The sequence below is a fragment of the Mesorhizobium sp. B2-1-3A genome, from assembly GCF_006442655.1.
Lineage (GTDB): Bacteria > Pseudomonadota > Alphaproteobacteria > Rhizobiales > Rhizobiaceae > Mesorhizobium.
This window is the reverse complement of the sequence record NZ_VFWK01000011.1, coordinates 55,183-80,284: the sequence shown is the minus strand read 5'-3', so window position 1 is coordinate 80,284 and position 25,102 is coordinate 55,183. Positions and strand designations below refer to the sequence as shown.

At 62.1% G+C, this 25,102-nt stretch carries 21 protein-coding genes and 3 pseudogenes; 13 read left to right on the top strand and 11 right to left on the bottom strand.

The features are described from left to right. Positions 1-23: 23 nt before the first annotated feature. Positions 24-2,668: pseudogene (locus FJ977_RS33815) on the top strand (strawberry notch-like NTP hydrolase domain-containing protein); the annotation flags it as partial. Positions 2,669-2,833: 165 nt separating this feature from the next. Here the strand turns inward: FJ977_RS33815 and FJ977_RS33810 are convergent. Genes FJ977_RS33810 through FJ977_RS33800 form a run of 3 tightly spaced genes read right to left on the bottom strand, consistent with a single transcriptional unit; the run spans position 2,834 to position 6,281 of the window. Continuing rightward, entirely contained in the window at positions 2,834-3,841 is a 1,008-nt protein-coding gene (locus tag FJ977_RS33810) for a tyrosine-type recombinase/integrase (RefSeq protein ID WP_140776864.1), read from the bottom strand. Continuing rightward, positions 3,838-4,749: a tyrosine-type recombinase/integrase gene (locus tag FJ977_RS33805; protein WP_140776862.1), complete on the bottom strand. Its 912-nt coding sequence runs from the start codon at positions 4,747-4,749 to the stop codon at positions 3,838-3,840. Before FJ977_RS33805 ends, FJ977_RS33810 begins: the two co-directional genes overlap by 4 nt. Further along, the gene (locus tag FJ977_RS33800; RefSeq protein ID WP_140776860.1) at positions 4,746-6,281 is read right to left on the bottom strand and encodes a tyrosine-type recombinase/integrase; all 1,536 of its coding nucleotides are present in this window, start codon (positions 6,279-6,281) and stop codon (positions 4,746-4,748) included. The genes FJ977_RS33805 and FJ977_RS33800 overlap by 4 nt, the downstream gene beginning before the upstream one ends. A 122-nt stretch (positions 6,282-6,403) precedes the next feature. Between FJ977_RS33800 and FJ977_RS33795 the strand changes: the two are divergent. The 6 genes and pseudogenes from FJ977_RS33795 to FJ977_RS33770 all read left to right on the top strand — a co-directional run. Further along, positions 6,404-8,221, top strand: a pseudogene (locus tag FJ977_RS33795) (strawberry notch C-terminal domain-containing protein); the annotation flags it as partial. A 13-nt stretch (positions 8,222-8,234) separates the two neighbouring features. Further along, the gene (locus FJ977_RS33790; protein WP_140776858.1) at positions 8,235-9,284 is read left to right on the top strand and encodes a toprim domain-containing protein; all 1,050 of its coding nucleotides are present in this window, start codon (positions 8,235-8,237) and stop codon (positions 9,282-9,284) included. 248 nt (positions 9,285-9,532) lie between these two features. Continuing rightward, complete coding sequence (locus FJ977_RS33785) at positions 9,533-10,474, top strand: DUF2493 domain-containing protein (RefSeq protein ID WP_140776856.1); 942 nt, start codon at positions 9,533-9,535, stop codon at positions 10,472-10,474. Between the two features lie 206 nt (positions 10,475-10,680). Then, positions 10,681-10,965 (top strand): DUF1778 domain-containing protein, encoded by a 285-nt coding sequence (locus tag FJ977_RS33780; protein WP_140776854.1) that lies wholly within the window; start codon positions 10,681-10,683, stop codon positions 10,963-10,965. Next, the gene (locus FJ977_RS33775) at positions 10,966-11,472 is read left to right on the top strand and encodes a GNAT family N-acetyltransferase (RefSeq protein WP_140776852.1); all 507 of its coding nucleotides are present in this window, start codon (positions 10,966-10,968) and stop codon (positions 11,470-11,472) included. A gap of 192 nt (positions 11,473-11,664) precedes the next feature. After that, entirely contained in the window at positions 11,665-12,198 is a 534-nt protein-coding gene (locus FJ977_RS33770; RefSeq protein ID WP_140776850.1) for a hypothetical protein, read from the top strand. A gap of 308 nt (positions 12,199-12,506) precedes the next feature. On the opposite strand, the gene FJ977_RS33765 is transcribed toward FJ977_RS33770, so the two are convergent. Continuing rightward, a complete protein-coding gene (locus FJ977_RS33765; protein WP_140776848.1) occupies positions 12,507-12,863 on the bottom strand; it encodes a hypothetical protein in 357 nt (118 codons plus the stop codon). Positions 12,864-12,899: 36 nt separating this feature from the next. Here FJ977_RS33765 and FJ977_RS33760 point away from each other — a divergent pair, with 36 nt between their 5' ends. Next, entirely contained in the window at positions 12,900-13,223 is a 324-nt protein-coding gene (locus FJ977_RS33760; RefSeq protein ID WP_006205585.1) for a DUF736 family protein, read from the top strand. A gap of 58 nt (positions 13,224-13,281) precedes the next feature. Further along, positions 13,282-13,620 (top strand): hypothetical protein, encoded by a 339-nt coding sequence (locus FJ977_RS33755; RefSeq protein WP_140776846.1) that lies wholly within the window; start codon positions 13,282-13,284, stop codon positions 13,618-13,620. A gap of 115 nt (positions 13,621-13,735) precedes the next feature. Here FJ977_RS33755 and FJ977_RS33750 read toward each other — a convergent pair whose 3' ends face one another. Together FJ977_RS33750 and FJ977_RS33745 are read right to left on the bottom strand one after the other, a co-directional pair. Continuing rightward, complete coding sequence (locus FJ977_RS33750) at positions 13,736-14,143, bottom strand: hypothetical protein (RefSeq protein WP_140776844.1); 408 nt, start codon at positions 14,141-14,143, stop codon at positions 13,736-13,738. Beyond that, positions 14,140-14,820: a ParA family protein gene (locus tag FJ977_RS33745; protein WP_181180157.1), complete on the bottom strand. Its 681-nt coding sequence runs from the start codon at positions 14,818-14,820 to the stop codon at positions 14,140-14,142. The genes FJ977_RS33750 and FJ977_RS33745 overlap by 4 nt, the downstream gene beginning before the upstream one ends. Positions 14,821-15,290: 470 nt before the next feature. Here FJ977_RS33745 and mobC point away from each other — a divergent pair, with 470 nt between their 5' ends. Together mobC and FJ977_RS33735 are read left to right on the top strand one after the other, a co-directional pair. Next, positions 15,291-15,698, top strand: coding sequence for a plasmid mobilization relaxosome protein MobC (mobC, locus tag FJ977_RS33740; protein WP_140776840.1), 408 nt, complete (start codon positions 15,291-15,293; stop codon positions 15,696-15,698). Beyond that, on the top strand, positions 15,695-17,935 hold the full coding sequence (locus tag FJ977_RS33735; protein WP_140776838.1) for a relaxase/mobilization nuclease domain-containing protein: 2,241 nt from the start codon (positions 15,695-15,697) through the stop codon (positions 17,933-17,935). The genes mobC and FJ977_RS33735 overlap by 4 nt, the downstream gene beginning before the upstream one ends. 190 nt (positions 17,936-18,125) lie before the next feature. Here the strand turns inward: FJ977_RS33735 and FJ977_RS33730 are convergent, their stop codons facing one another. After that, positions 18,126-18,347: a hypothetical protein gene (locus FJ977_RS33730; protein WP_140776836.1), complete on the bottom strand. Its 222-nt coding sequence runs from the start codon at positions 18,345-18,347 to the stop codon at positions 18,126-18,128. A gap of 801 nt (positions 18,348-19,148) precedes the next feature. On the opposite strand from FJ977_RS33730, the gene FJ977_RS33725 reads away from it, so the two are divergent. Beyond that, the gene (locus FJ977_RS33725) at positions 19,149-19,979 is read left to right on the top strand and encodes a PRC-barrel domain-containing protein (RefSeq protein WP_246683404.1); all 831 of its coding nucleotides are present in this window, start codon (positions 19,149-19,151) and stop codon (positions 19,977-19,979) included. A gap of 929 nt (positions 19,980-20,908) precedes the next feature. Here the strand turns inward: FJ977_RS33725 and FJ977_RS36515 are convergent. Next, positions 20,909-21,186: pseudogene (locus FJ977_RS36515) on the bottom strand (hypothetical protein); the annotation flags it as partial. On the opposite strand from FJ977_RS36515, the gene FJ977_RS36050 reads away from it, so the two are divergent. Further along, positions 21,185-21,334, top strand: a complete 150-nt coding sequence (locus FJ977_RS36050) for a hypothetical protein (protein ID WP_181180156.1) — start codon at positions 21,185-21,187, stop codon at positions 21,332-21,334. The pseudogene FJ977_RS36515 and the gene FJ977_RS36050 sit on opposite strands and share 2 nt — an antisense overlap. 252 nt (positions 21,335-21,586) lie before the next feature. Here FJ977_RS36050 and FJ977_RS33715 read toward each other — a convergent pair whose 3' ends face one another. The 3 genes from FJ977_RS33715 to FJ977_RS33705 all read right to left on the bottom strand — a co-directional run bounded on the left by FJ977_RS33715 (position 21,587) and on the right by FJ977_RS33705 (position 25,067). Continuing rightward, positions 21,587-23,545 (bottom strand): PAS domain-containing sensor histidine kinase, encoded by a 1,959-nt coding sequence (locus FJ977_RS33715; RefSeq protein WP_140776834.1) that lies wholly within the window; start codon positions 23,543-23,545, stop codon positions 21,587-21,589. Positions 23,546-23,885: 340 nt separating this feature from the next. Further along, a complete protein-coding gene (locus tag FJ977_RS33710; RefSeq protein WP_140776943.1) occupies positions 23,886-24,620 on the bottom strand; it encodes a Crp/Fnr family transcriptional regulator in 735 nt (244 codons plus the stop codon). 225 nt (positions 24,621-24,845) lie between these two features. Then, positions 24,846-25,067 carry a hypothetical protein gene (locus FJ977_RS33705; protein ID WP_140776832.1) on the bottom strand — a complete coding sequence of 74 codons (222 nt, stop codon included), beginning with the start codon at positions 25,065-25,067 and terminating at the stop codon, positions 24,846-24,848. Between the last annotated feature and the right edge of the window lie 35 nt (positions 25,068-25,102).

The following is a 25,102-nucleotide window of genomic DNA, read 5'->3' as shown; positions in this document are numbered from 1 at the left end:
TCTCTCCCGCGAAGGACATCTCCATGAACATTGTTTCGACCTTATCGACCGTCGCTCGGACGGCCCCTCCCGTTACCGCGCCGGCATCCGACGCCATCGACACCGCCCGGGCGATCCACCGGGCGGCCACGGAGCTTCTGCCTCTCCTCGAACAAGGCAAGCCCATCACTACGAGGACATTGCGCGTTGCCATGACCGACAGCTTCGGCGGCACCGACGCACAAGGCTTCTGGGTTTGGAAGGACGCCTATGAGGCGCTCGAATCTGCCCAGGTCCTGTTCATCCGCAGATTCGGACCGGCGATCTTGTCCCGGTCGGCCTCGCCCGAGGCAACGCTGGCGATGATGAGGCGCATCGCCGATCTCGTTCCCACCCACACACGGCGCTCCGACGAGAGCCAGGCCATGCAGCAGCTGTCGACGCCGCTGCCGCTCGCCTTCGTCACCGCTCAAGCGGCGGCGATCTCCTCTTCGGATGTCGTCCTCGAACCCTCGGCCGGCACCGGCCTGCTCGCAGTCCATGCCGAGGTTGCCCGAGCGTCGCTCGCCCTCAACGAGCTTGCCATGACCCGCGCGGATCTGCTCGGCCTGCTGTTCCCGCGCGCTCCCGTTTCCCGGCACGACGCAGCCCATATCGACGATCATCTCGATACCACTTTCGAGCCTTCCGTCGTGTTGATGAATCCACCCTTCACGGTCGGCGCCTATGTCGACGGCCATGTCTCCGATGCGGCATGGCGGCACCTGTCCTCCGCATTCGCCCGGCTGCGCGCCGGCGGTCGAATTGTCGCCATCACCGGCACCGGGCTTTCCCCTGAAAACCCCAAATGGCGAGCCGCCTTTGAACGGTTGCAGCGGCAGGGCACCATCGTCTTCACTGCGGCGATCGACGGCCGCGTCTATTCCCGCCACGGCACGACCGCCGAAACCCGCCTCACAATCATCGACAAGGTGCAGGCAGCCGATCCAGCGCATTTCGTCGCGTCGCCGGGCAAGGCTTTGGACGTTGAAACGCTGCTCGCCTGGATATCCGACCTGCCGCCCCGCACACCGGGCGGCTTTCCGGACTCGATCGGCGCCCTCTCGAACCCGATCCTGTGCAATGCCGCGGCTCAAATGGCCGCGCGAAATGCGACGAAAGCCGCACCCATCGCAGCATCTGCAGCTGCCGCGAAGACTATCCGCCTAACCCAACCGGCTGCCCGGATGAAGCCCATCCTCCCGGTCGTAACAGGCACCACGCCTGCCGTTCCCCTTGCCTACGAGCTGCGCGACTGGATGCCCGAGGAGGGCGGTGGGCTCACCGACACGATCTACGAGCCCTATGCGCTGCAGTCGATCGACATCCCGCGCGCCAAGCCGCATCCGACGCCTCTGGTCCAGTCGGCCGCAATGGCCGCCGTCGCGCCGCCGAAGCCTTCCTATCGGCCTCTCCTGCCGGATGCGATCATCGACGAAGGCCTGCTGTCCGACGCCCAGATCGAAAGTGTGATCTATGCCGGTGAGGCACATTCCGGCCATCTCGCCGGCGCCTGGACGGTCGACGAAACCTGCGATGTCGTCTCCGCCGCCTCCGAAGGCGCCGACAACGCCGTCCGCTTCCGCCGCGGATGGTTTTTGGGTGACGGCACCGGCTGCGGCAAGGGGAGGCAAGTCGCCGGTATCATCCTGGACAACTGGCTGCAGGGTCGACGGCGCGCGATCTGGATCTCGAAATCCGACAAACTTCTCGAAGACGCCCAGCGCGACTGGGCAGCGCTCGGCCAGGAAAAATTGCTCGTCCAGCCTCTTTCCCGCTTCCGGCAGGGCACGCCAATCCGCCTTGCCGAAGGCATCCTCTTTACGACTTACGCCACCCTGCGCTCCCAGGAACGCGAGGGCAGGAAGTCGCGCATCGCCCAAATCATCGAATGGGTCGGAAAGGATTTTGATGGGGTCATCGTGTTTGACGAAGCCCACGCGATGGCCAATGCCGCCGGGGGAAAAAGCGAACGCGGTGACGTCGCCCGCAGCAGGGCAGGGCGGGGCTGCGTCTGCAGCACGCGCTGCCCGACGCCCGTATCGTCTACGTCTCGGCCACCGGGGCGACGGCGGTCGAGAACCTCGCCTACGCACAGCGCCTCGGCATCTGGGGCAGCGAGGACTTTCCCTTCGCTAACCGTGCCGAGTTCGTCGCGGCCATCGAGGATGGCGGCGTCGCCGCCATGGAAGTGCTCGCCCGCGATCTCAAGTCGCTCGGCCTCTATACGGCGCGTTCGCTCTCCTATGATGGCGTCGAATACGACCTGCTCGAGCACAAACTGACCGACGAGCAGATCCGCATCTACAACGCCTATGCGGACGCGTTCCAGGTCATCCACAACAACCTCAACGCGGCGCTCGAAGCGGCCAACATCACCAGCGACGCCGGGACGCTGAACCGCAACGCCAAGGCGGCAGCGCGCTCGGCGTTCGAGAGCACCAAGCAGCGCTTCTTCAGTCATCTCATCACCTCGATGATGACACCGACCCTGATCAGCGCAATCAGGCAGGACTTCGCTGACGGCCACGCGGCCGTCGTGCAGATCGTCTCGACCGGCGAGGCGCTGATGGAACGCCGGCTTGCAGACATCCCGACGGAGGAATGGTCGGATCTCCATGTCGATGTCACGCCCCGCGAGTACGTTTTATCCCGAGTTCGGGATAAGACATAATATGCCGCGTCCGCATTATGCAGAGCACGGCGGGTCAAGTCTTTGATCTGCTTTTTCATTTCCTCATCTCCACTTGGCATAATCATAGGTGCCGGGCGGAGACCGCCCGACACTGTTTTCGGTGATGGCTGTTCGGATTTCCTAGTGCCGTGGGTTGGTTGCGGCCGCGAGAGCGGCCATCAGTTTGTCCGATGGCACCCGGAACCTTCCGGCTTTGATAAGCGGGGGATGGTGTGCGTCGAGAAGCGCGAGCTTTTCGGTTGGATCGGCGCGCAGATACATCTCGGTAGTCTGGATGCTGGCATGGCCGAGCCACAGCGCCACCTTGCGAACGTCTCCGGTTGCCTGGAGCGTGTGCATGGCGCAGCTATGCCGAAGCACGTGCGGCGTGACGCTTTTGCCGGTAATCGACGGCACCGTTTTGCCGGCTTTGGCGACGTGCAGTTGGAGCCTGTACGCGAATCCATCGCGGCTCATGCGCTTGCCATCCCGGCTCAGGAATAGTTCTGGACCCTGACCACCCGGCCGAACGGCCAGCCATGCACGCAATGCGGCCTGAGTTTCTTTCCAGAGCGGCAGGATACGTTCCCGTCGCCCCTTGCCGAGGACGCGAACGCTGGAAAGCGACCTATCAGGGAAGTCTTCCATCCGCATCGCCAATAGTTCGGATGCCCGCAAACCCGCGGCATAGGCAAGATGGAGCATCGCACGGTCGCGCAGACCGCCCCGCGTGCGGGTGTCGGGCGCCGCAAGCAGCGCTCGTATCTCTTCCTTTGTCAGGTAATCGATGAGCCGGCTGTCCGTTCGCTTGACCGGTAGCGCCCGGATCATCATGGCCTGTTCGAGACAGGCCGGTTGCCGATGTTCGACGAAGCGAAAGAATGCCTTGATCGCCGAGAGCCGTGCATTGCGAGAACGGGCGGTATTGTCCCGCCCTTCCTCCACATGTTGTAGAAATGCTCTCACCAGTCCGACATCGAGATCCTCGATCATGAAGTCGGAAGGCTGTCGTTTGAGACGCGCGGCGGCGAAACGCAGCAACAGCGTGAACGCATGAGCGTAGCTGGCAATTGTATGCGGACTTGCACCACGTTCGTTCGGGAGGTGGCTCTGCAGGAACGTGGAAAGGTCCGGAGCGAGCGGAGTCATATTGCACCTCCGACGAAAGCGCCTTCGGTTGCTGAAGCGATTGTGCGCAATAGGACAGGCGTCGCCTCGAGATACCAATAGGTGTTGGCAACCTCGGCATGGCCGAGATAGGTGCTCAGTGCACGCATGTGTCGCAGAATAGCCTGCGGATCATTCCCGCAGGCTTCCAGAGACCGCACTGCGAAGGTGTGGCGCAGATCGTGCAGCCGGGGACCGGGCCCTGTTGGGTTGCGGTACCCGAGCCGTCTGACAATCCGGACGAAGACCACATGGGCTCTGGTCTTGGTCGGTGCATGACCGTGACCCAGCACAAAGAGATCGTCGCTTGCGCCACCAAACTCACGTCGGACGGCAAGGTATTGCTCAAGGGCAGTCCGGCTTGAAGCGTGCAACGGAACGAGGCGGCTTTTACCGAACTTGCCGCTGCGAACCATGAGGCCGTCATCCGTCAGATCATCGCAGCTGAGGGAAAGAGCTTCCGAAATGCGGAGCCCCGTCGAGGCAAGCAATCCGAACAGATGATAATATGTAAGCGGGCTGATCGGAGCCAAGCCTGGCACCTTCAGGGCCTCCGCCATGATGCTTGCGATCTGATCCGGCATCAGAATGTACGGAGCTGGCCGCCGCCGTCTGCCGCGCCCCATCAGCCCTGCGGCCGGTACTTCATGCCGTGGGTCTTCACCGTGCAGAAAAGCGGCAAAGGCGCGTGCGAGGCCAAAACGGATACGGGTGGCGTTCGGCGTAGCCGCTTCACGCACCCACTCCAGTATCAACTCGGCGGTTATGATGGTGGCGGCTCTTTCGCTGGCGAGTATAGCGAACTGGCTCAGTGCCTGTTCCTGCGCATCGAACTTCTTGCCGAGGGTGCAATGCAACTGGATATAGCGGTCGACGTGGTGGTGGATCATGACGCTGCTCCCGGCCAAGACTGGGCAACGGCTGCCAGCATCGAGACATCCACCTTCGCGTAGATCGCCGTCGTGTCCCGAGAGGCGTGCCGGAGTGCTATGCCGATCTGATCAAGATCAGCGCCGTCGCGCAGCCAGGCGGACGCAAGTGAATGGCGGAACACATGGGATCCTGTCGGCAGGTGGGAAAATCCACCACGCTTCAAGATGCGGGCGACGATGCCCGCGATCTCGGCCGAAGAACGCAGCGGGGTAAACGGCGCCTGTGTCCGCAGAAATACCCGGTCCGTCGAGACGATGGGCCGCGCATCCTCGATGTAGGCGAGAAGTGCATCACCCGCATCCTGGGGCAACGGCAGCATCGTCCCGCGACGACTTTTGCCGAGCAACCGTAGTCGACCGGCCCGCCAGTCGATATCGGAAAGGCGCAGCTGCCACACATCCCCCGCCCGCAATGCCATTCGCGCGAGCAGGAGGAGGATGGCGCGATCTCGGATATCGACCGATGTCGTCGTACCCGAGGATGCAATGATATCTTCAATCGTTGCCGTCGGGATAACGCGCGGAACGGTTGATAGCTTCCGTCGAATTGCTGGCGGCACTGCATGCAGCAGAAAGGGAGCGCAAAGGCCCTGGCTGACGGTGAAGCGCAGAAACGCGCGCAGCACCGTCACCGTCATGCGGATCGAAGAGCGCGAGCGTTCCGGAATCTGATCCAGAACGATAGAGCGGATGGTCGCGGCATTGTAATGCGCCGGGTCCTTGCCGAGAACGCCGATCCAGCGTCCGGCTTCGTGCTGGTAGCGCCGGATCGTCTCCTCCGTCGCCCCACGCTCGCGGCGCAGCCATTGGGCTAAGCCGTCCAGTCGCGGATCGATCTCCAGAGTATCGGGTGGCGCAGAGGGATCGATCACGCCTTGGTCACGCAGGAAATTGACGAAGCGACGAGCACCGCGACGGCGATCTTTGGTTACCGTGCCGGTAACTCGTCTGCCTCGCTTGGTTCGGATACCGCACCGACAATCGTGCATGGCAAACTGTTCAATGGTGACGTCAGTGATCTCCTTTGCAGGAATACGCGCCTGCAAGATCCATTCGGCGAAATGCCGCGCCTGACTTAATCGGCCACCATAGGTCGGCTTGCTGTAGCCGACTGCTCTAAGCCGGATGGCGAACTCTGGAAGATATTTGTCCAGCCGTTCGACACTGCCCGGAACGGTCACGATCCCGGCATTCTCCAGATATCGGAGGAACCGGCGGACATCGGTCGTGTAAACCGGGTCACGCAGCTGGCGGGGTCTATAGCGCCCGCAACGACAGCGATGCCGCGCAAAACGATCAACCGCTGCCGCATCGAGATCCTTGTAGGCGATATCGTGGGCGCTTGCCCACTTCAGAAAATGTCGCGCCGCGCTCAGGGCGCCTGCCGCGAGCTTGGGGTGCTGCGCCAGATAGCCTTGGACGAGAGCACGATCGTCGAGAACGGCGGCGCGTGGGTCAAAGGCGGAGCGAGAGTTGGGGTGGGAAGCCATGAGGGTGTCCTTCTGCTGTTGAGAGCAGAGGCATCATGATTATGCCAAGTGGAGATGAGGAAATGAAAAAGCAGATCAAAGACTTGACCCGCCGTGCTCTGCATAATGCGGACGCGGCATATTATGTCGGCGGGTATTTGATGCATTCCTTCCCGACGCAGCTGTTCGAGGAGTATTCGGACGCCGAGGGGAACGTCTACTCGCGGCCCGTCCACGACGCGGACGGCAATCCTGTCCAGTGCCGGGAAGCGGTGCGCCGGCGCGACGAGATGATCGAAAGGCTGGCCTCGCTTCCCCCGGTTGGCAGCGCGCTCGATCAGATCATTCACGACTTCGGCACAGAGACCGTCGCCGAGGTGACCGGTCGCTCACGCCGCATCGTCAGGAAGACCGGCCGCGACGGCATCGATCGGCTTGCTGTAGAAAACCGTCCGGGCTCGGCCAATCTAGCCGAGACCCAGAGTTTCATGGATGACGACAAGCGCGTGCTGATCTTCTCAGACGCTGGCGGCACCGGCCGCTCCTACCACGCCGATCTCGGGGCGAAGAACCAGAGGATGCGCAAGCACTATCTGCTCGAAGCTGGCTGGCGCGCCGACAACGCCATCCAGGGTCTTGGGCGGACCCACCGCACCAACCAGGCGCAGCCGCCGCTGTTCCGGCCGATGGCCGCCAATGTAAAAGCCGGCAAGCGCTTCCTGTCGACGATCGCGCGGCGGCTCGACACATTGGGCGCGATCACGCGCGGCCAGCGCCAGACCGGCGGTGCAGGGCTGTTCCGGTCTGAGGACAATTTGGAAAGCTCCTATGCCCGCGCAGCACTGCGGCAGTTCTATGTGCTGCTGCACCAAGGCAAGATCGACGGCTGCTCGCTTACGATCTTCGAGACGGTCACCGGCCTGTCACTGACCACCGACGAGGGCGGTTTGCGCGACGAGCTGCCGCCGATCACGACCTGGCTCAACCGGCTGCTGGCGCTGCGCATCGAGACCCAGAATCTGCTGTTCGAGGTGTTCGAGCAGCTGATGACCGCAAAGGTCGAGGGCGCCATCGCCGCCGGCAACTATGACAAAGGGCTGGAGACGATCACGGCGGAAAGCATTGTTATTACCGATCGCCGCACGGTCTACACTCATCCGGTCTCGGGTGCGCAGTCGCATGTGCTCACCGTTGCCCGCAAGGATCGCATCCGGCCGCTCGGTCTGGTCGATGCGCTGGCCATCGCCCGCGCCGAACCGCAGGCGGTCCTGCTGGTCAACACGCGGTCGAACCGCGCGGCGATCCAGCTGCCGACCGCCAGCCTGATGCTCGACGACGGCGCGGTCGAGCATCGCGTGCGCCTGCTGCGGCCGACCGACGAGCTGCGCTTCGGTCTCGACGCGCTTGCCGAAACCCATTGGCAGCCGGCCGACCGAAAACTCTTCTGCGAACTGTGGGACTCGGAAGTCGCCGCCGTCCCGGAATTTACCACCAGCACCTTCCACATCGTCACCGGCCTGCTGCTGCCGATCTGGCGGCGGCTGCCAGACGATGACTGCAGAGTTTACCGCATCCAGACCGATGCCGGCGAACGCATCATCGGTCGTCACATCGCGCCGACGCTGGTCGCGACCATGTTGCGCAATCTCGGTATCGACAATGTGCCGATACTCGCTCCGCACGAGGCATGGTCGGGTTTGGTAGAGGGACGCATCGGGTTGCAGCTCGCCGACGGCCTGATCCTGCGCCGCAGCCGGGTCATGAACGATTACCGCATCGAGCTTATCGGATTCACCGACGCGATGGTCCCCCGGCTGAAGGCCCTCGGTCTGATCTCTGAAATCATCTCCTGGAAGCTCAGGCTGTTCATCCCGACGGGCGGGCAGGGATCCGCCATGCTCGCCTCGCTTCTTGAGCGCCACACGCTGGTCGGCGTCACCGACCGCACCGCAGCGGCTTGAAACGGAGGCGATCATGACCGGCTCGGCCTCCGAGCTGGCGCGCCGCCTTGGCGACCATGCAGAGGCGGTGTGCCGCGCATATCTCTCCAACGGCCATCGCTCCGGCAACCACTGGATCGTCGGTGATGTCCGCAACACGCGCGGCCGCTCGATGCATGTGCGGCTGAAGGCCAATGCCAAGGGCCCTGCTGGTAAGTGGGTGGACGAGGCGACCACCGAGTTTGGCGATCTGCTCGATGTCATCCGCGAAAGCTGCGGCCTCATCGAGTTTCGCGATGTCGCGGACGAAGCGCGGCGTTTCCTCGCCATGCCACGGCCAGAGCCCCAGTCCCGACCATTCGGTGCCCAGCGCCAGCCTGCGGTGGCACGCGGCTCCCCCGAATCGGCGCGCCGCCTGTTCGCCATGTCGCAGCCGATCGTCGGCACGCTGGCCGAACGCTATCTGGCCGGCCGCGGCATCGTCTTGTCCGCCCGTGAGCGCGCTCTCCGCTTCCACCCCGGCTGCTACTACCGTGAACTGGTGACGGGCAAGACGCAGACCCTGCCCGCATTGATCGCCGCCGTCACCAGTCTGGACGGACGCATCACCGGTCTCCAGCGTACCTGGCTCGCTCCGGACGGCAATGGCAAAGCTCAACTCGACGATCCCCGCCGCTCTCTCGGTCACTTGCTGGGCAACGGCATCTGGCTCGGCCTTGAACCCGGTGCTCCTGTCCCGGTCATGGCCGCCGGCGAAGGTTTTGAGACGATGGCCTCGCTGCGGACGGTGATGCCGGCGCTGCCGGTGGCCGCCGCCACTTCGGCCAATCACCTCGCCGGCCTGATTTTCCCGCCTGGCTGCCGTCGCCTCTACATCGCGGCCGATGCGGACGCCGCCGGCCGGCACGGCATCGAACGTCTCAGCCAGCGCGCGGGCGAGGCCGGGATTCTCGCTCTGACGTTGCAGCCGCAGCTCGGCGACTTCAATGACGATCTGCGCCATCTCGGGCCGGCCCATCTCGCGGCATGGCTCGCCGATCAACTCGTTCCGGAAGATGCCCGTCTCTTCCTGCCGGCGGGATGAACGGTCCGAGCCTGCGGGCGGGCAGGGGTGGCGTTACAGAAGGGCGTGCAGGCATGGCGGCGATCCGCCGGAGAGGCCGCGCCCGCGGCCTGCCCAAGAGGCGACCCCTGCCACCCCCCGTTCACGGCCGCAACGGCTGCGCCGTCCTCCGCTCACGCTCCGGCCTTCGGTGCGGCCGCGCCCGGGGCGCGGCCGGGATGCGCTGTCAGGCCGCGATAGGCGCGGCCACAACCGACGGAGACACCGCGATGGCCTACGAGCTTCCTTTCGACGACGCCTACGAGCCCTACCACGCCTCCTCGCCGACCGACCGCGTCATCCTCGAACTGCAGATGTACGGCCATCGCCCGCATCAGGATGAGCCCGATCCCCGCCCATTGCCGGACGAGAGTGTGATCCGGGCCGGCCTTGCCGGGATCGTCGAGGCCTTCGCCGGCATGCTCGGCGACACCAGGCTCGAACCCGATCTCGACGACCTGCTCTGGTCCTTCGCAAACGTCTTCCACCGCGCCGCCGAGCGCGTCGCCCGCAGCCTCGATCGCAACGAGGAGGCCCAGCGTTCAAGCCAGCAGGAGCAAGACGGTTCCGAGGTGAAGTCGGTCGAGCTGGAACGGCTCACTGCCGAGGGCATCACCTATATCGAGCGCCGCAATGTGCTCGAAATCATGCGCGACGAGGCCGCCGACCTCTACGAGGCGCAGACAGGATCGGCATGGCGGCCGCGCACCGGCTCCAAGGTCTCCCACCAGGCAATGACCGCAGCCATGATCGACTCCAGAGACTTCCTCGCCGCTCGCCGCCACGCCGAAACCGAGGTTCTCGTCCCGGCCGGCACCAAGATCGCCTTCGCCGGCGGCCTCGACTGCAACGATCACGACCGGATCTGGGACGCGCTCGACAAGGCCCGCGAGAAGCATCCCGACATGGTCCTGCTCCACGGCGGCAGCCCGCGCGGCGCCGAACGCATCGCCGCCTGCTGGGCCGAGAACCGGAAGGTCACCCAGATCGCCTTCAAGCCGGACTGGAACCGTCACGCCAAGGCCGCACCCTTCCGCCGCAACGACCAGCTTCTCTCGGTGGTGCCATACGGCCTGATCGTTTTTCCCGGCTCCGGAATCACCGACAACCTTGCCGACAAGGCCCGTCGGCTCGGCATCCCCGTCTGGCGGTTCGCGGAGGGCGGCGCGTGAAGCGCCGCTTTCCTCGCAACCGCACTATCGAACCCGACCGGGCGCGGTCGGGTTCGGCCCGCGCGAAGCGCACCAAAGCCGCGCGCGAAGCACCGCAACCTCCGCTTTCAAAGATCGTATCGACGCGGTGGAGCATTCCGCCAGGCAACATGTATTGCGTTCAGCGTTACATAGACGTATATACGTGCGCATCACAGGAGCGCGCCATGGCCACCACAGCCCCAAGGAAGGAAACCCCCGTCTCGATGCGGTTTCGCGATGATGATCTCACCATCATCGACCGCGGCGCGGAGCTGCTCGGCCTGTCGCGCACGGAGTTCATGCGGCGCGCAGCACTCCACGAGGCGCAAGCGGCCATCCTCAACGAAACCGTCATCCGCGTGTCCCCGGAAGCCTATGACGCCTTCATGCAGGCGATCTCAGCCCCAGCCGCCGCGCCCCCGCCGAAGGCGGCGGAGCGGCTGCGTCGGTCCCCGCCCTGGGACCGCTAGGTGGCGCTTTCAGGCATCGAACTCCTCGACGACGCGCACCGCCTCGACAGCTTCGATTGCGGCAAGCCGGCGCTTAACGCTTGGCTGACCGGCTTCGCGCGAACGAACCAGGCCCGCGGGTTTACCCGCGTTCTGGTCGTTCACGATGAGGGAACAGTCGTCGGCTATTACGGCCTTGCGCCGGGCGTGATCCAGCCAAACAGCGCACCGCGCGCCATCCGCACCGGCCGCCCGCCCGATCCGATCCCCTGCCTGCTCATTGGGCAACTCGCCGTCGACCATCGCTATGCCGGACAAGGCATCGGCAGCGGCCTGGTCAAGGACGCGCTTCGTCGCTGCGTCGCCGGCGCCGACATTGTCGCCGGCCGCGCGGTGGTTGTGCGGGCGATCGACGCCGAGGCCGAGCGCTACTGGCAGAGCTGGGGTTTTGTCCCGTCGCGAGACAACCCGTCTATCCTGATGCGCTCGATCCAGGACGTGAGCCTCTGGCTAGCCGAAGGCAGCTAGTCCACGCGCGTCGTCCGGCAGCGGCAGGGCCTAGGCGCGCCGGCCTGCGGCCGGCCGGGCTCTAGTCGCGGCGTCCCGCCGCTCCCCGCGCCGGCTTCGCCGTCTCGGCCTTCGGGTGACGATCCCTCGCGCAGGGCAGAGGGAGAGGGCGGCCGGTGCGGGGCGGGGGCGCTCGATAGAAGGAAAGTCACGATGTCGATGATATTCATAGGTGGATCACGCGAGATATTCGAGCTGCCTGAACCTGCCATCGCTCGCATCGGCGCAATCGTTGCTGCCGAGCACGGCGTGCTGATTGGCGATGCGTCAGGAGCCGATGCGGAGGCGCAAGGGCTGCTCGCGGGTTACAGGTACGAGCATGTCGGGGTCTTCCATACCGGCAAGGAACCCCGCAATAATCTGGGCGACTGGGCCGCCTACCATGTTCCTTCTCCTGGCAACGCCACAGGATACTGGGTCCACGCCGCCAAAGACCGGGAGATGGCGCGGCGCGCTGACTTTGGCATGATGGTCTGGGACGGCGCATCATCCGGCACGGCCGCCAACGTGCTTCGGCTCGCCATCGCGAACAAGCCGTGCGTCATTTACGATCTGGCCAGGGGCAGCGTGGCGACCACGTACAATGTGGAAGACTGGTGCGCCATGCTCCGCCATGCCGGCCTCGACGTTCGCCGGCAAGCCGAAGCCCGCATGACGCCGGACGAGCGTCTGGCGCTGCCAGGATGATGTACGCTGTCCCACCGACAGCCCGTCGAGGCTGATACGATATGCTTGTTCCGGCCCCGCGTCCCCAACTCCACTTTTTTGAACGGCCGGAACCGGCACCTTTCGACCCGGCCCACGCGCAGAGCCGCGTGGCGTTGTGCAGATGATCATCTTGACCCGTCTCGCCTCTGAAGCGGGTGCAAGCGTGCCGAACCTGGCTTGCGCGGTCATCCATCCTGGCCGCGAGGCATCGCCAGGGGTGTGAAGTTCGCTGCCAGCCGGCTCCGATCTCGAAACCGCTGTGCCGCCAACCGAACGCGCAAGGCGGTTCACGCGCCATGCTGCTGTTCGAGGTGTTGACGACGCAGGCGACATGACCCGAGAGGCTGCAGGCTGTTCCTGCGATCCGGCAGCGTTGCGTAGGCGGTCAAGCGACGGCGGCCTGAGTTCTTCTCCATCTGCCGCATCCGGGGCCATTCCCGTTTCATGTCGCCTTTGTAGACGACCGCCTGCTTTGTGCGGTCAACCCCCGTTGGGGGTACACTCGGCGAAAATTCAGGAAAATTCGATTCCTGTTTTTTGTTTGCGGTCAGGCGAAGGGCCTGCCCGCAATTTTCGGCAAATAGAATTTTCCAGAATTTTCGCCGAGATGACCGCAGCAGGACGGCCCTCTCCTTTGGCGCCATCGGGAATGGTCCCGATGCAACCGAAGGAGAACTACCATGGCCACCACGATCGCAAACCTCACCACCAAGGCCGACGGCTCGATGGAAGGCGTCTTTGCCACGCTCCGGGTCAACGCCCCGATCACCCTTATCCCGAATACCAACAAGTCGCGCGAGGACGCCCCCGATTACCGGATCGTCAACAAGCGCACGGGCTTCGAGATCGGAGCCGGCTGGCACCGCATCTCCCAGCGTTCGGGCGAGGAATACCTCTCGGTCAAGCTGGAAGCCCCCGAGATCGGCGTGATCTTCGGCAACCTCGCTCCCGCCCCGGGTGGCGAGGAAAACAAGAAGGTCATCCTCTGGAACAACCCCCAGTGAGGCATCGGTGGCCGGCCCCGCAAGGGGCCGGCTCCCCACCGGCAAAAAGGAGGTTGCAATGAGCCGCTACACCATCACTGTCACTGGTGCCATCGGAAAAGTCCGCTCGGATCCAGACGCTGTCATCGGTTACGATCCACCGCTCCGGACCTACTTCCTGCAAGCGTTCCCGCACGAAGAAACCGACGAGCCCGGTCTTTGGCTCGGCACCCACGATCGCGCGTTCGAAACGCCTGAGGATCTTCACCGCGCAGCCATGTCACACGGCTACGACTTCATCCCGCTGTCGCCCAAACTGGCCGCAAAGCTGGTCGACGACAAAGCGGCAGCCAGCGGGCGTCCGGTGCGAGACACAATCTTCGGCCAGGTGCTGAAACACCTCAACCAACCCAAGTAGGCAACACGTCCCAGGGCCGCGACGGAGTGTTCCGTCGCGGCCCTTTTTTTGCACGTCGCAAAAGAGCCACGAACATCACCCGCTACAGCAAGAGACAGCGACTCCAAACCGCCGATTATTCCTTCGGCAGTTTGTGCTTATGAATGCGGATATAGTCCTGGACAGCCTTTCGCAGCAGTTCGGTCATGCTGTGCCCGTTGCTAATCGCCAGCAACTTGAACTGGCGCTGCTCCGCAGCCGTCAAATAGTAGCCGCAGCGGATCATCTCCTCCTCGCGTATCTTCTTTCCGGCGATGGGGTCCTTTTTCAGCCCCTGCCGCAGCAGCTTGCGGAAATCGGGCCCAACTGCCGGGGACGGCTTTGTCGGTTCCTGCATCTGTGGCGCAGCTTGCTCCTTGGCCCCTGACGTCTCGGCCTTCGGTGGGATGAACATGCTAGGCAGCGCCGGCGGCTGCGTGGAGATCGCCTTCATCATGCGGGCTTTCTTGTCGTCACCGGTTTTCGGTGTGGTTTCTTCACTCATGCCGCATTCCTTGTGGCTTCGATGAAGGTTTGCAGAAGGTCGTCAAAGACCCCTTCGCTCTCGGCAACCGCCTTCGCATCGGGCACCGCGGGGCTGTAAAGGGTCTGCCCGGTCTGTAGGTCGCGATAGACAACACGATTGTGCAGGACGTGTTCTGCAATCGGCGTGCCGTTGGCCTGGATAATGGCGCGCAGTTCGGTCAGGGCTCGCGCCCTGCCATCGATGATGGTCTGCTTGGTCAGCACGAAAATCGCAGGCAGCGGTCTACCCCGGCTCTCTACCGCAAGCGGAATGTAGTGGTCGGTGATCTGGATGGCGGCGGTCACATCGTCGAGGGCAAAATAGACCGGCACGACGACAATATCGGCGGCGAAGAGCCCAGCCATGAGGTTATCGTTTGTGGTGCCTTCCGTATCGATCAAGACGACCGAGCGTTCACCGTTGTGAGTGGCTGCCGCGCGAAGGATTTCCTGCGGAGTCATGGCGCTCACCATCTGGAGCCTGTCAGGACGATTGCCAGCTTCGCCCAGCATCTGGAACCAGCGGGTCATGTTCTGCCGCCGGTCGCCGTCGATGAGAGTGACCGAATAGCCCCTATGCAGCGCGACGGATGCGAGGGCACGCAGCATCGTCGATTTGCCAGTGCCACCCTTTGGGATCGCAGCGGAGATGATCATGCGGGCCTCCTTCCGGCGTTGTCTCCTTGTCTCCATGTTAACATGGAGACAAGTCATCATGGACACATGAAACGAAATCACGGTCGAAACATGATGTAAGGGGAAGCCTGGTTTGGCAACCTAGGCGCGCACAGATAAGGGCTCGCTAAAGATGCAGTTTTGCGCAGGTGCTTTCGCCAGAAAAGAATCGACTGCGCATTTCCGACTAAGCGTGTTCCGGCTGCGCATAGGAGCCCGATGTATCCATGTTAACATGGATACAAGTCGCCAACGCATCATAGACACATCGCATCAAATCACGATGGGAACATTTCGCCCGCGTTGCTGCCGCTGACAACTGGCTGGTGAGAAGACACGCACATGATTTTCTTTCCTCCTCGCTTCCTTGGCAGGATAGCCTATTTTGTGATACACACAAAATAGGCGGCGCGGCCCTGTCGGGCCTTAGCGCCCGCAAGCGGGCTTGAGAGATGGATGCAGACGCCCAGAAACCAGCGGTGAAGAGCGCGTCACGACGCTATGGCGAGGTGACGCACATCCGGTTTTCGGCTGACGAGTTGGCGGGCCTCAAAGCCATTGCGGAGCGGGAGGGCTCAACCATCAGTGAGGTCGTCCGGCGTCTGGTGCGGGCTGAGGCCGGACATCTGCCTGTCGCCTCAGAGGCGTTGCGGCCGGCGATCGTGGACATGACCGATCAGCTACGGCGCGTCGGCGTCAATTTCAATCAGGTCGTGCGCGCCATGAACGACGGCCGTGTTGCCCATGATGAGGATCTTGAGGAGGCGTTGATCGCGGTGGGCGAGCTCGTGCGGCAGTTCCGCGAGGAACTGAAGGCGATGACCGTCGGCTCTCGCAAGGCGAGGGAGGCCAGGCCTTGAGCGGTCGTCTTGCTGGCTACGCGGCCGAAATCGAACGCTATCTGCGGGGCGGGTCCGGCGTGAAGCGTGAGGACCTGGACGACGACAATTCTCTGACGGGGACCCCACGCGCTGCCAGCGAATTTCAGGCGATGAAGAGTTATGAGCTGACCGGTGACGGCGGACGCCTCGGGCAAGGTCAAGCCGGCTCGACCGGAGGTGGCGGCAGGGGCGCCCCTCGTTCTTCGCCGGGAGGGACAGGAGTGGCAGGGAGCTCCGTCTCCGGCAGTGCTTCGAAGTCGGCTGCGGCCGCGAGCTCGCCCAAGACCGCTAGCGCGCCGATCATGGTCTATGGCGCCACGCTCGCGGGTTTCCGGCCGGAAGAGGAGGAGGAAGACTGGAAGCGGCGCGGCGGGGGCGGCAGCCGTGGTGGGGGTCGTCTAAGCGGTACAGGACGAGCGGCGCGGGCGGTCTATCAGGCGCGGGCCGTGGCGGCACGGGCAGGCTATGCGGCGGGCGCGCAGCCTGCTGTGTTCAAGGTTATGCCCAATCCGCCATCGACCAAGGAAGCGGCCGCTCGGCTGCTCAACTACATCGGAAAGCGCGAGGACGAAAAAGGCGAGAAACACGACATCGAGATTTTTGACGAGGACGGGCAGGTCCTGGCGACAGGCGGCGCACGAAAGGCGTTCCTGGAGACGTTTTGCCAAACGTTCGAGCCGCCCCTGGAAAACACCAATTTTATCGAGGTTCGTTTCGAACTCGCCGGCGAGGTCACCGATGCCGCATTGAGCGAGGCCTTGAACAAGGCCTTCGGCGCAAAACCGTTCATCTATGAGCAGGACGGCCAGACGGTGCAGGTTTACGCACACACGGATGAGCGGGCCGGACCGCTGGCGAGAGTCCTGGCTGGCGGTCGGGAGAATTCGCGCAGCAGGGCGCTCGACAAGATCGAGGCGCGCTTGTCGGAAGCGATGGACGCCGCTGGCGTGGTCGCCAAGGCAGAGGTAACGGCGGCCGTCAGCCGTGAACCCAAAGCGAAATATTTCCTGCAGAAGTTCATCCGCACCCACAACCAGGTCCGCAACGCAAATGGCGAGCCTGTGCCCGGGGCGAAGAATGCCACCAAGGCGGCGGCTTCTTTCTATGAACAATGGCGCCCGCAGTTTTCGGGGCGTGAGCGCCGCAATGCCTATCACCTGCTTTTCTCGGCAAGAGCCGGCACCGATGCCAACGCCGTCATGGCTGCAGCGCGCGCCGTGCTCGAGGAGCGCGCGCCAGGATACAAGTTCGTCCTGGCGCATCACAAGGACACCAAGCACGTCCATATCCATGCGATGGTACAGGCGCGCTCTGCCGACGGCGAGCGCCTGAAATTCTACAAGCCAGATCTGGCCGCTTGGCGCGAGACCTTTGCGGAAAAAGCACGCGAGAACGGCATTGCGATGGTGGCGACGCGGCGCATGGACCATGCGATGACGCGGCCATTCACGAAGGAGCATGCCGGAGCCTATAGCCGCGCCAAGAGCGATCCGCGCTACCAGGTTAGTGCCAGGACGATCGAGCGAGTGGAGGCCAAGCGACAACGCCGTTTGGATGGACAATCCCTTGTCGTGAACGGCGATGCAATCGCTGCCGCATGGCAAAAGACTGTGACGACGATGCGTGCCGCGGGCGTAGTCGGTCAGGCTCTCACGGCAGCGGAGTCGATCGGCAACAATTTTCTGCAGTTCCGTCGCGATAGAACAGGGGAGGGGCAGGCAGGTTCTGCCGCGGGTCGCGGAGCTGATCAATCGGGGCAGAAGTCTTTCCTGTCCCATCCCGGTATGAGAGAATTGAATGCACTGATAGGAGATTTGGACATGGCGCAAACCCCCTTGGAAATGCGGCGTCAGATGGCCCGCGTCAATCAGGCTCTCGACAACATCCGCGAAACGCTGCCGCCGGCGCAAAAAGGGCAGTTCGAACAGTATCGTGACGAGGTCAACGAGAAGATGCACGACCGTCTCGCGCGGCTCCAATTCGAGCGGCAGCAACAACGTCGTGGCGGTGGAGTTGGAGAGCCGATCCCTGAGCGCGAGGCGCGAGGACGAGACCTTCCAACCCGGGACGATCCCCGCCAGCCAGAGCAGCCGCGCACCGGCACCGAGCAGGAGACGAAAGCCAAACAGAAGGACGCGAACAAGCAGAAGGCTCAGCAGGCTGAAGAGCAGGACCGCAAGACCCAGCGCTCGAACGATAACGATTACGAGCGCTGAGCAAAAATCGCTTGAAACTGGTCGCCTTTCCAGAGCCCAAGTGTCCGAGTGCCGACGAATTGTGAAACTGCGTCACGATACGCGTCGAGTAACGTCAACCAGGGAGGCGGCGGCGAACTCAACCTTGTAAGCGCATCAGCCTTCTGAGGCGGCCGACGTGGACAGCGGCCAGACAGGGTTGCTGCGGCAGTTACTTCTTGCAGCTTGGCATTTTTGTCATTGCAGCATTCGCTTGTGTCTCGGTTTTGTATGTGGTCTTCGCGAGATCGATAACCAAGGTTCCATCAGGCTTCTTCGTGACCACTTCGCATTGCTTCGAGACCGCGTCTTTCGCCACCCAATATTCGGCAGCAAACGCCGAAACCGTAAACTGACTGATCAGGGCTGTAGCGACTGCGATTTTGCGAATCATTTCGTTTGCTCCCTTAATTCAATACAGAACGTTCGGTCCATCCGCGCGTTCCGACCAAAGGCAGAAAATTGGGCAATTGTGGATCTGGATATCCTGTTCGAGATGATGATAGGGCGGAAGTTCAAGCCTGCTGCCCGCCTGTCGCGGCCACCCTTCCGCCCCGTTGCGGGAGCCCACCGGCTCCGTGACCTTGACGGATCCGTCGGCGCTAGATCATGGCATTGCCTTCCGCGTTACGGATCACCGCCGCGCTGCCTTGGCGTCGGCACCTCGGCCAACCCGCATGGCTATGGCTGCTCGATGGGGTCCGCGAGGCAGGATGGAATGGCGACCCCATTATTGGGTTTCTGGCCATCCAGATCGCGCCGTAACCGGCCTCGGCCGGGAACTTTTGGTCCGAGGTTTTGAACCCAAGGCAAACAGCGAGGAGTTGGGCCGCCTTGAGCAACCGAGAGTTACCCTGGCGGCAATCGCTCTGGCGCAATGCTTCGGCTTGTCATGCAGCATGTGGCGCCCCGGCAGAAAGCCGCGGATTCTTCGGCCGGCAGTCGCCCGCCTCGCGGTTGAAATGCGCGTCCGCTCCTTGGCAAGTAAAATGTGACGCCGATGCAGTCGGGGCAGGGTTCTCGCGATCGCCAGCGTCGCGCCCAGCCGGTGCCCTTGTGCGGCAGGGCGTGGCGCTGGCTTCAGCGAAGGCATCGCGGGAACCTAGATCAACGCATTCCGTTGTGGTGCATCATGTTGCCGCCCCGGCTGGAAAGCGGGCAGGGTGTGCGACGAACCCAACAAAGGATTACCATCATGAGCTACAAAAGTTTGGCTGCCGCCACCGCACTTGCAACCCTCATTGCCTCAGGAGCCCATGCCGCGAATGCCGTGACAACGGCGCCCGCGGTCAACAACGCTGCGACAACTGCTGCGGTCGCGCCCAATGGCAGCCTGGTGTCCAAAATCATAGGCGCTTCAGTTTACAACGGAACGGACGCCAATGCTCAGACGATCGGCAAGGTCAATGACGTCCTCCTTGCGAAGGACGGCAAGGCGCAGTCCCTCATTATCGGTGTGGGTGGCTTTCTCGGCATCGGTGAAAAGGACGTCGCCTTCGACTTCAACAAGGCCCAGTGGGCCGAAAAGGACGGCAAGCGCTGGCTTGTGATCAACACCACTAAGGAAGATCTCCAGGCTCAGCCGAACTTCGATACCAAAGCTTATGATCCAACCACGGCTTCCAACACCGCCCCGGCCTCTACGACGGTAGTACCTGACTCAACTACCACGGCGGCCGTTGATAAAACTGCAATGACCGCGGTCCCGATCGACAAGGTCCGGGTCGAGGATCTGGTCGGCACGACCGTCTATGGGGCCAACGATGCCAAGGTTGGAAAGATCGGCGACGTGGTGCTAACGGGTGACAAAAAAGTCGACGCGGTCCTGATTGACGTCGGCGGGTTCCTTGGCATGGGCACGAAGGAGGTGGCCGTTGGCATGGACAACCTGAAGTTCATGACGGACAAGTCCGGAAATAGGTACCTCTATACGAATTTTACAAAAGAGCAGTTTAATGCGCAGCCGGCCTATGACAAAGGCAGCTATGCCAACGCGCGAGACAAGCAACGTATGGTGGTGAACTAAATCTGTTCGTTGAATAGAACGGCCGCCTTCCTGCAATCCGGCCCCTATCGGCCGGGTTGCAGTGATTCTTGGGGAGTTCCCGTTGGATTTTTTGAATTACCGAGCGAATTAAATACCTTTTCTTCCCGCGGGTTTTGATTTCCAGAATGAAACGTGCGCACCCGCTTCTCTGCCACGCGCGGGAATTATCCTTTCAGGGATTATCAAAAATTTGCCGCTCGTCCGATTTGATTATTTCCGTCGCGTCAGTCCACCATCCTGAAATTCGACTGCAACCACTCGAAGCCACAAGGTCAGAATTTCCCCAAACCGTTCTGGCAGGATTAAACATTTGGATGCGACCGTCAGGCGCTTCTTCTAGGAGAGCCGCGATCAGCTCGCCAGTACAATGCCGACTTCATCTCGGCCTACAACTTCGCCGCAGGCTCAACACCTCACGTCCTATGAGTTCATTTGCAAGGCTTGGGAAGCACAGCGCGAGCTCTTCAAGCTTGGTCCGCTCCAGCAATACCGGGACTAAGCAATCTCGTGTCCACAGCTGCGCTCAACGGACGGCCAACCGCATCGTATTTCCCAACGGTTCATCAGCTGCACGCGTCTCGAAAACGCGGTGCGCTGCCGCTCAAAAGTGGACCGCTGAACATCACGCTGCTTTTAGATTAGAAGGACCACCAACCGGAAGCCCGGGAATGCCTGACTCCGAACATCCAGGCATGAGAATCGCGCACTTGGTCGACACGAAAGCGCCGTCCAAGCGGCGACCGAGGTGTATGGCCGGCTACCGCCATTGCGCACTGCGCACTGCCCATTTCGACGGTCGCGAAATTGACTCTCGCTTTGGTGCCTTGTCTTCCGCTAACTGGGCGGCACCCCGGACTAGCGCACACGTGACGAAGAAAGCCTCTCGGGAGTCGCAGTCGTAGGCAACCTTAATGCCACATTCTCTCTCTGATCCATTTAAGAAGCCTGCTGCCGCCGGTTATCTGGCGGACCCTAGCGGCAGCCCATTGCCCTCTCATTGTAGTCCCGACATGGCAACTGCAGACGACGTCATGCAATTCCCAGTCAGTTCGAAGAAGCGCTTTGCTTCCCCATAGGTGTCATCTTTCAGACCCAACGCACGCAGTACCGGATCCTCGAAAGCCACCGTGATTGGCGAGCCCTCACAGCGCACTGCGTCACGGGCTTTCCCCTTAAGATGCTCGGTGCGTGCCGAACGCGATGCCGTCACGGGCGCAGGGCTGACGTGGAAGGCATACCAAGCGGTGATGAAAACCCATGAGAAAGCGATCGATGAGGAGAGCCTTAAGAATGTCCCGGGCGATCTGGACTTAACGCCCTACGAGGTGACCTGAGACCCTTGTTCCCTCCATTTCAATGGAGAGTCCGGCGCTGTTCCCGCAAAGCAGCAAATTCGGACTATCTCGTGGTCGGCGCCTTGGTTCTTCTTTCCAGGCTCAGGCAATAAAGACCGCTTTGCCCCCCATGCCAAACGTTCAGCCCCTTCCAACCTGCGTCCACTAGTCTAGCTAACGCTGGCGGGTGCGAAGGGATTCACTACCTGACTCCGCCTACGGCATATGAAGTTTAGCGACACCAGGCGGGCGCTAGTCGTTTCTGAGCATGTCGGTAATCTTGGCTGCCAGCTTTTCCATCACGAAAGGCTTGGTGAGAACGTGCATGCCTGGAGCGAGATGCCCGTTTCCGACGGCGGCATTCTCTGCGTAGCCAGTGATGAAAAGTATTTTCAACGTGGGGTAAATTTCTCGTGCGGCGTCCGCAAGTTGCCGCCCGTTCATTCCTCCAGGGAGTCCTACGTCGGTGACGAGCAGATCGATCTTTTGACCGGAACGAAGGGCCTTGAGCCCGGAAGAGCCATCGGCGGCTTCGACAGTGCGATAGCCAGTGTCGGCCAGCACCTCGCAGATCAGCATTCGGATGAGAGGTTCGTCGTCTACGACCAAAATCGTACCCCCTAGGCCCTGAGGCGCGGGTTTATCCGCCATATGCTCTTCTTCATCAGCCTTGCCACTGAGCCAGTGGCGCGGGAGGTAGAGCGCTACGGTCGTGCCCTTGCCCTCTTCTGTGTAAATGCGCACCTGCCCATTGGATTGGCGCACAAAGCCATAGATCATGGAAAGCCCGAGCCCCGTGCCTTCTCCAGTAGGCTTGGTGGTAAAGAATGGGTCGAAGGCACGAGCCACGACATCCGGCGGCATGCCTGTCCCGGTGTCGCTCACGCTGACTTGAATGTATTGCCCAGTCCGCATGTCGCGCTCCTTGGCTATCTGGTCATCCACCCACTTGTTTGCCGTTTCGATCGTAAGCCGCCCTCCATCCGGCATTGCGTCCTTGGCGTTGATGCACAGGTTCAGGATCGCGTTTTCAAGCTGGTTTGCGTCGCAGATTGTGGTCCACAGACCAATGGCGAGCGCCGTTTCCATTTCGACCGTCGGGCCGATCGTGCGACGAATCATCTCCTCCATGCCAGTGATCAGGTCGTTGGCGTTGGTGGGCTTGGGGTCGAGCGTTTGTCTTCGAGCGAAAGCCAGGAGCCGGTGGGTGAGGGAGGCGGCACGTTTCGCCGCGCCCTGAGCCGACATGATGTAGCGGCCAAGCTCATCAACCCGGCCTTGGGCCAAACGGGTTTTCAGGAGATCCAGGCTTCCCGAGATTCCGGTCAGCAAGTTGTTGAAGTCATGCGCAAGGCCGCCGGTCAGTTGTCCGATCGCTTCCATTTTCTGCGCCTGGAACAGCTGCTCTCTGGATTGCTCGAGCTGGCGCTGAGTTTCCATTCGTTCCGTTAGATCGCGTGTGACCTTTGCGAAACCGAGAAGCTGGCCATCGTTGTCGTGAATTGCGTCGACGATCACGTTTGCCCAGAATTTGGTGCCGTCCTTGCGGACTCTCCACCCTTCAGCTTCATAGCGACCTTCCTTCTCCGCAGCCTCCAAGACCTGACGCGGCAACCCGGCATCGCGCTCCTCTGCTGTATAGAAGGTCGAAAAGTGCTGTCCCAATATCTCAGCCGCACTGTAGCCTTTGATGCGCTCGGCCCCGGTATTCCAGTTCGTGATGTTGCCTTCTGGATCAAGCATGTAGATGGCGTAGTCCGTCACACCTTGCACCAGTAGCCTAAAGCGACGCTCACCCTCCAAGGCCGCGAGCTGCATCTCACGATGGTGCGTGATGTCGCGGGTGACTTTAGCGTAGCCGGCGAGCTTCCCGTTCTCGAAAATCGGGTCGATCACCACCATCGCCCAAAACCGCCTGCCGTCCTTGCGCACACGCCAGCCTTCGGCATGGAATCTTCCCTCCGAGGCAGCCTGCTTCAGGGCTGCTTCCGGCACTCCGGCGGCGCGATCCTCTTGTGTATAGAAACGCGAGAAATGTTCGCCGATGATCTCACCCGCGGCGTATCCCTTGATCCGCTCTGCGCCAGAGTTCCAACTTTGAATCCTGCCGCCGGTATCGAGCATGAATATTGCGTAATCGACGACACTTTGCAGCAGCTGCTCTGCAGCGGTCTGGGAGATTTGTGGATTTTGGGTGTTGTTGTCAGCCATGTTGGCCTATTTAGTGCCATACACTCATAAATCTACCTCGCTGCCTCACTTTGGTCCAGCCGGCTAGCGTCTGGTGACGAAGCCGGGTTCGTATCGTCACAGCGTCGGACCCGGCCGTCTTGGCACTCCAACGCCCTGCGAGCCCGACCCAGGGAACGGCGCAAACAATCCAGCAGGACTTCATCGGCTTTTGAGGGTAGACGGGCCCGCCGGGCGTGCTCGACAATCCTGTCCTGCAACGACACGGCGTTTTCATAATGGCGTACAATCGAAGTCAAGAACTCCTGGTGGGAGGAGGTGTGCGACGTTTCGCCCAAGTTACGCCGCCGCTCTCCAAAGGTCACGGTGAAGCAAGCTCGCCGACCAACCGGGCGTACTCGGCCTCGGGCTGGCCGTACGAGCCGTCGGCCAAAGAGATAAGACCATCCCGGTCGCGGACGATAACCTCGCCACGATTTGAGCGGATCAGGCCGCGGCCCTCCAGCACCTGAAGTGCCACCGTCACGCCAGGCCGCCGCACGCCCAGCATGACCGACAGGAACTCATGGGTCACCGGCAGCCGGTCGCCCGCTATGCGGTCGTCGCACATGACCAGCCATCTCGCCAAACGGGCCTCAAGCTTCAGCCGGGCATTGGCCAGGGCGGTATAGCTTGTCTGGACGTGGGCGTAGTGGACGTAGTGCAGCAGAAAGAGCCGCAGGGTGGGGCTGTCCGAGAGCGCCTGCGCGAATGGCGTTGCGTCCATGCCGAGGACCTCCGCCTCCACCTGGATGTAGCAATCGTGTGGGGACCGGTCGCACCCCATGATCAATGCCGATCCGGTCATACCCTCGAAGCCGATGACGCGAATTTCGGCGTCGAATTCCGGCCGTAGCTTCGCCACCACCGAACCGATTCCCGTCTCAAAGAAATAGACGGCCTCGATCGGAGTGTTTGCGGTTTCGAGCGGTGTTCTGAGCGGGAGACTTTCCTTGCGCAGATGCGGCTTGAGCAAGGCCAGGTCTGCCGTACTCATGAGCCGCAGCAGCAGGTTCCTGTAGGGGCATTCCGGATCGTCATGTGGCGACTGCCACATCCGGTCATTTTGATCAAGAATACGGATTGCTGAGGTATGGGAACTGCCCATGGCTTCCTCCGGCTTGGGGCGGAAGCATGTTGGTCGCTCACAGCCAGCGATGCCCTTAACGTCGATCGCTGATGCGCGCACAGTACACCGAATAGGCCGAAGAGTCCGGAAAAGATTAATCCAGCCACTGCGTGCCGATTGCCCGGCAGGAGCGAAACCCGAGGAGGGATGGGGCTAGCCGGCGTTGGGGCCGGATCGCTTAAGATGTTCGCGAAGCAGCGCCTCGTCGACGACACCTTGCGAGAAAAGAGCCATGGCGCGGGCCGCCAAATCCGCAGCCTCGGAACTGCCATCGGCTATACCCTGCTCCTGGCACACATGGTCGTAAACGCATTTCAGCAAGGCAAGGTCATCGGGATAGGCCATGCCACCTGGGGGAACTGTAGGGTCGGTCATCGCTGCTACCCTCTAACAGCACACATCAGCACGTT

What these genes read in the sequence shown, in the direction of transcription:
- FJ977_RS33710 (WP_140776943.1), bottom strand. Translation starts at nt 24,620, where the DNA reads ATGTGGCAGTCGCCACATGACGATCCGGAATGCCCCTACAGGAACCTG.
- FJ977_RS33705 (WP_140776832.1), bottom strand. Translation starts at nt 25,067, where the DNA reads ATGACCGACCCTACAGTTCCCCCAGGTGGCATGGCCTATCCCGATGAC.
- FJ977_RS33780 (WP_140776854.1), top strand. Translation starts at nt 10,681, where the DNA reads ATGGCCACCACAGCCCCAAGGAAGGAAACCCCCGTCTCGATGCGGTTT.
- FJ977_RS33790 (WP_140776858.1), top strand. Translation starts at nt 8,235, where the DNA reads ATGACCGGCTCGGCCTCCGAGCTGGCGCGCCGCCTTGGCGACCATGCA.
- FJ977_RS33800 (WP_140776860.1), bottom strand. Translation starts at nt 6,281, where the DNA reads ATGGCTTCCCACCCCAACTCTCGCTCCGCCTTTGACCCACGCGCCGCC.
- FJ977_RS33785 (WP_140776856.1), top strand. Translation starts at nt 9,533, where the DNA reads ATGGCCTACGAGCTTCCTTTCGACGACGCCTACGAGCCCTACCACGCC.
- FJ977_RS33745 (WP_181180157.1), bottom strand. Translation starts at nt 14,820, where the DNA reads ATGATCATCTCCGCTGCGATCCCAAAGGGTGGCACTGGCAAATCGACG.
- FJ977_RS33715 (WP_140776834.1), bottom strand. Translation starts at nt 23,545, where the DNA reads ATGGCTGACAACAACACCCAAAATCCACAAATCTCCCAGACCGCTGCA.
- FJ977_RS33765 (WP_140776848.1), bottom strand. Translation starts at nt 12,863, where the DNA reads ATGGCGCCAAAGGAGAGGGCCGTCCTGCTGCGGTCATCTCGGCGAAAA.
- mobC (WP_140776840.1), top strand. Translation starts at nt 15,291, where the DNA reads ATGGATGCAGACGCCCAGAAACCAGCGGTGAAGAGCGCGTCACGACGC.
- FJ977_RS33760 (WP_006205585.1), top strand. Translation starts at nt 12,900, where the DNA reads ATGGCCACCACGATCGCAAACCTCACCACCAAGGCCGACGGCTCGATG.
- FJ977_RS33755 (WP_140776846.1), top strand. Translation starts at nt 13,282, where the DNA reads ATGAGCCGCTACACCATCACTGTCACTGGTGCCATCGGAAAAGTCCGC.
- FJ977_RS33810 (WP_140776864.1), bottom strand. Translation starts at nt 3,841, where the DNA reads ATGACTCCGCTCGCTCCGGACCTTTCCACGTTCCTGCAGAGCCACCTC.
- FJ977_RS33750 (WP_140776844.1), bottom strand. Translation starts at nt 14,143, where the DNA reads ATGAGTGAAGAAACCACACCGAAAACCGGTGACGACAAGAAAGCCCGC.
- FJ977_RS33725 (WP_246683404.1), top strand. Translation starts at nt 19,149, where the DNA reads ATGAGCTACAAAAGTTTGGCTGCCGCCACCGCACTTGCAACCCTCATT.
- FJ977_RS33730 (WP_140776836.1), bottom strand. Translation starts at nt 18,347, where the DNA reads ATGATTCGCAAAATCGCAGTCGCTACAGCCCTGATCAGTCAGTTTACG.
- FJ977_RS33805 (WP_140776862.1), bottom strand. Translation starts at nt 4,749, where the DNA reads ATGATCCACCACCACGTCGACCGCTATATCCAGTTGCATTGCACCCTC.
- FJ977_RS33770 (WP_140776850.1), top strand. Translation starts at nt 11,665, where the DNA reads ATGTCGATGATATTCATAGGTGGATCACGCGAGATATTCGAGCTGCCT.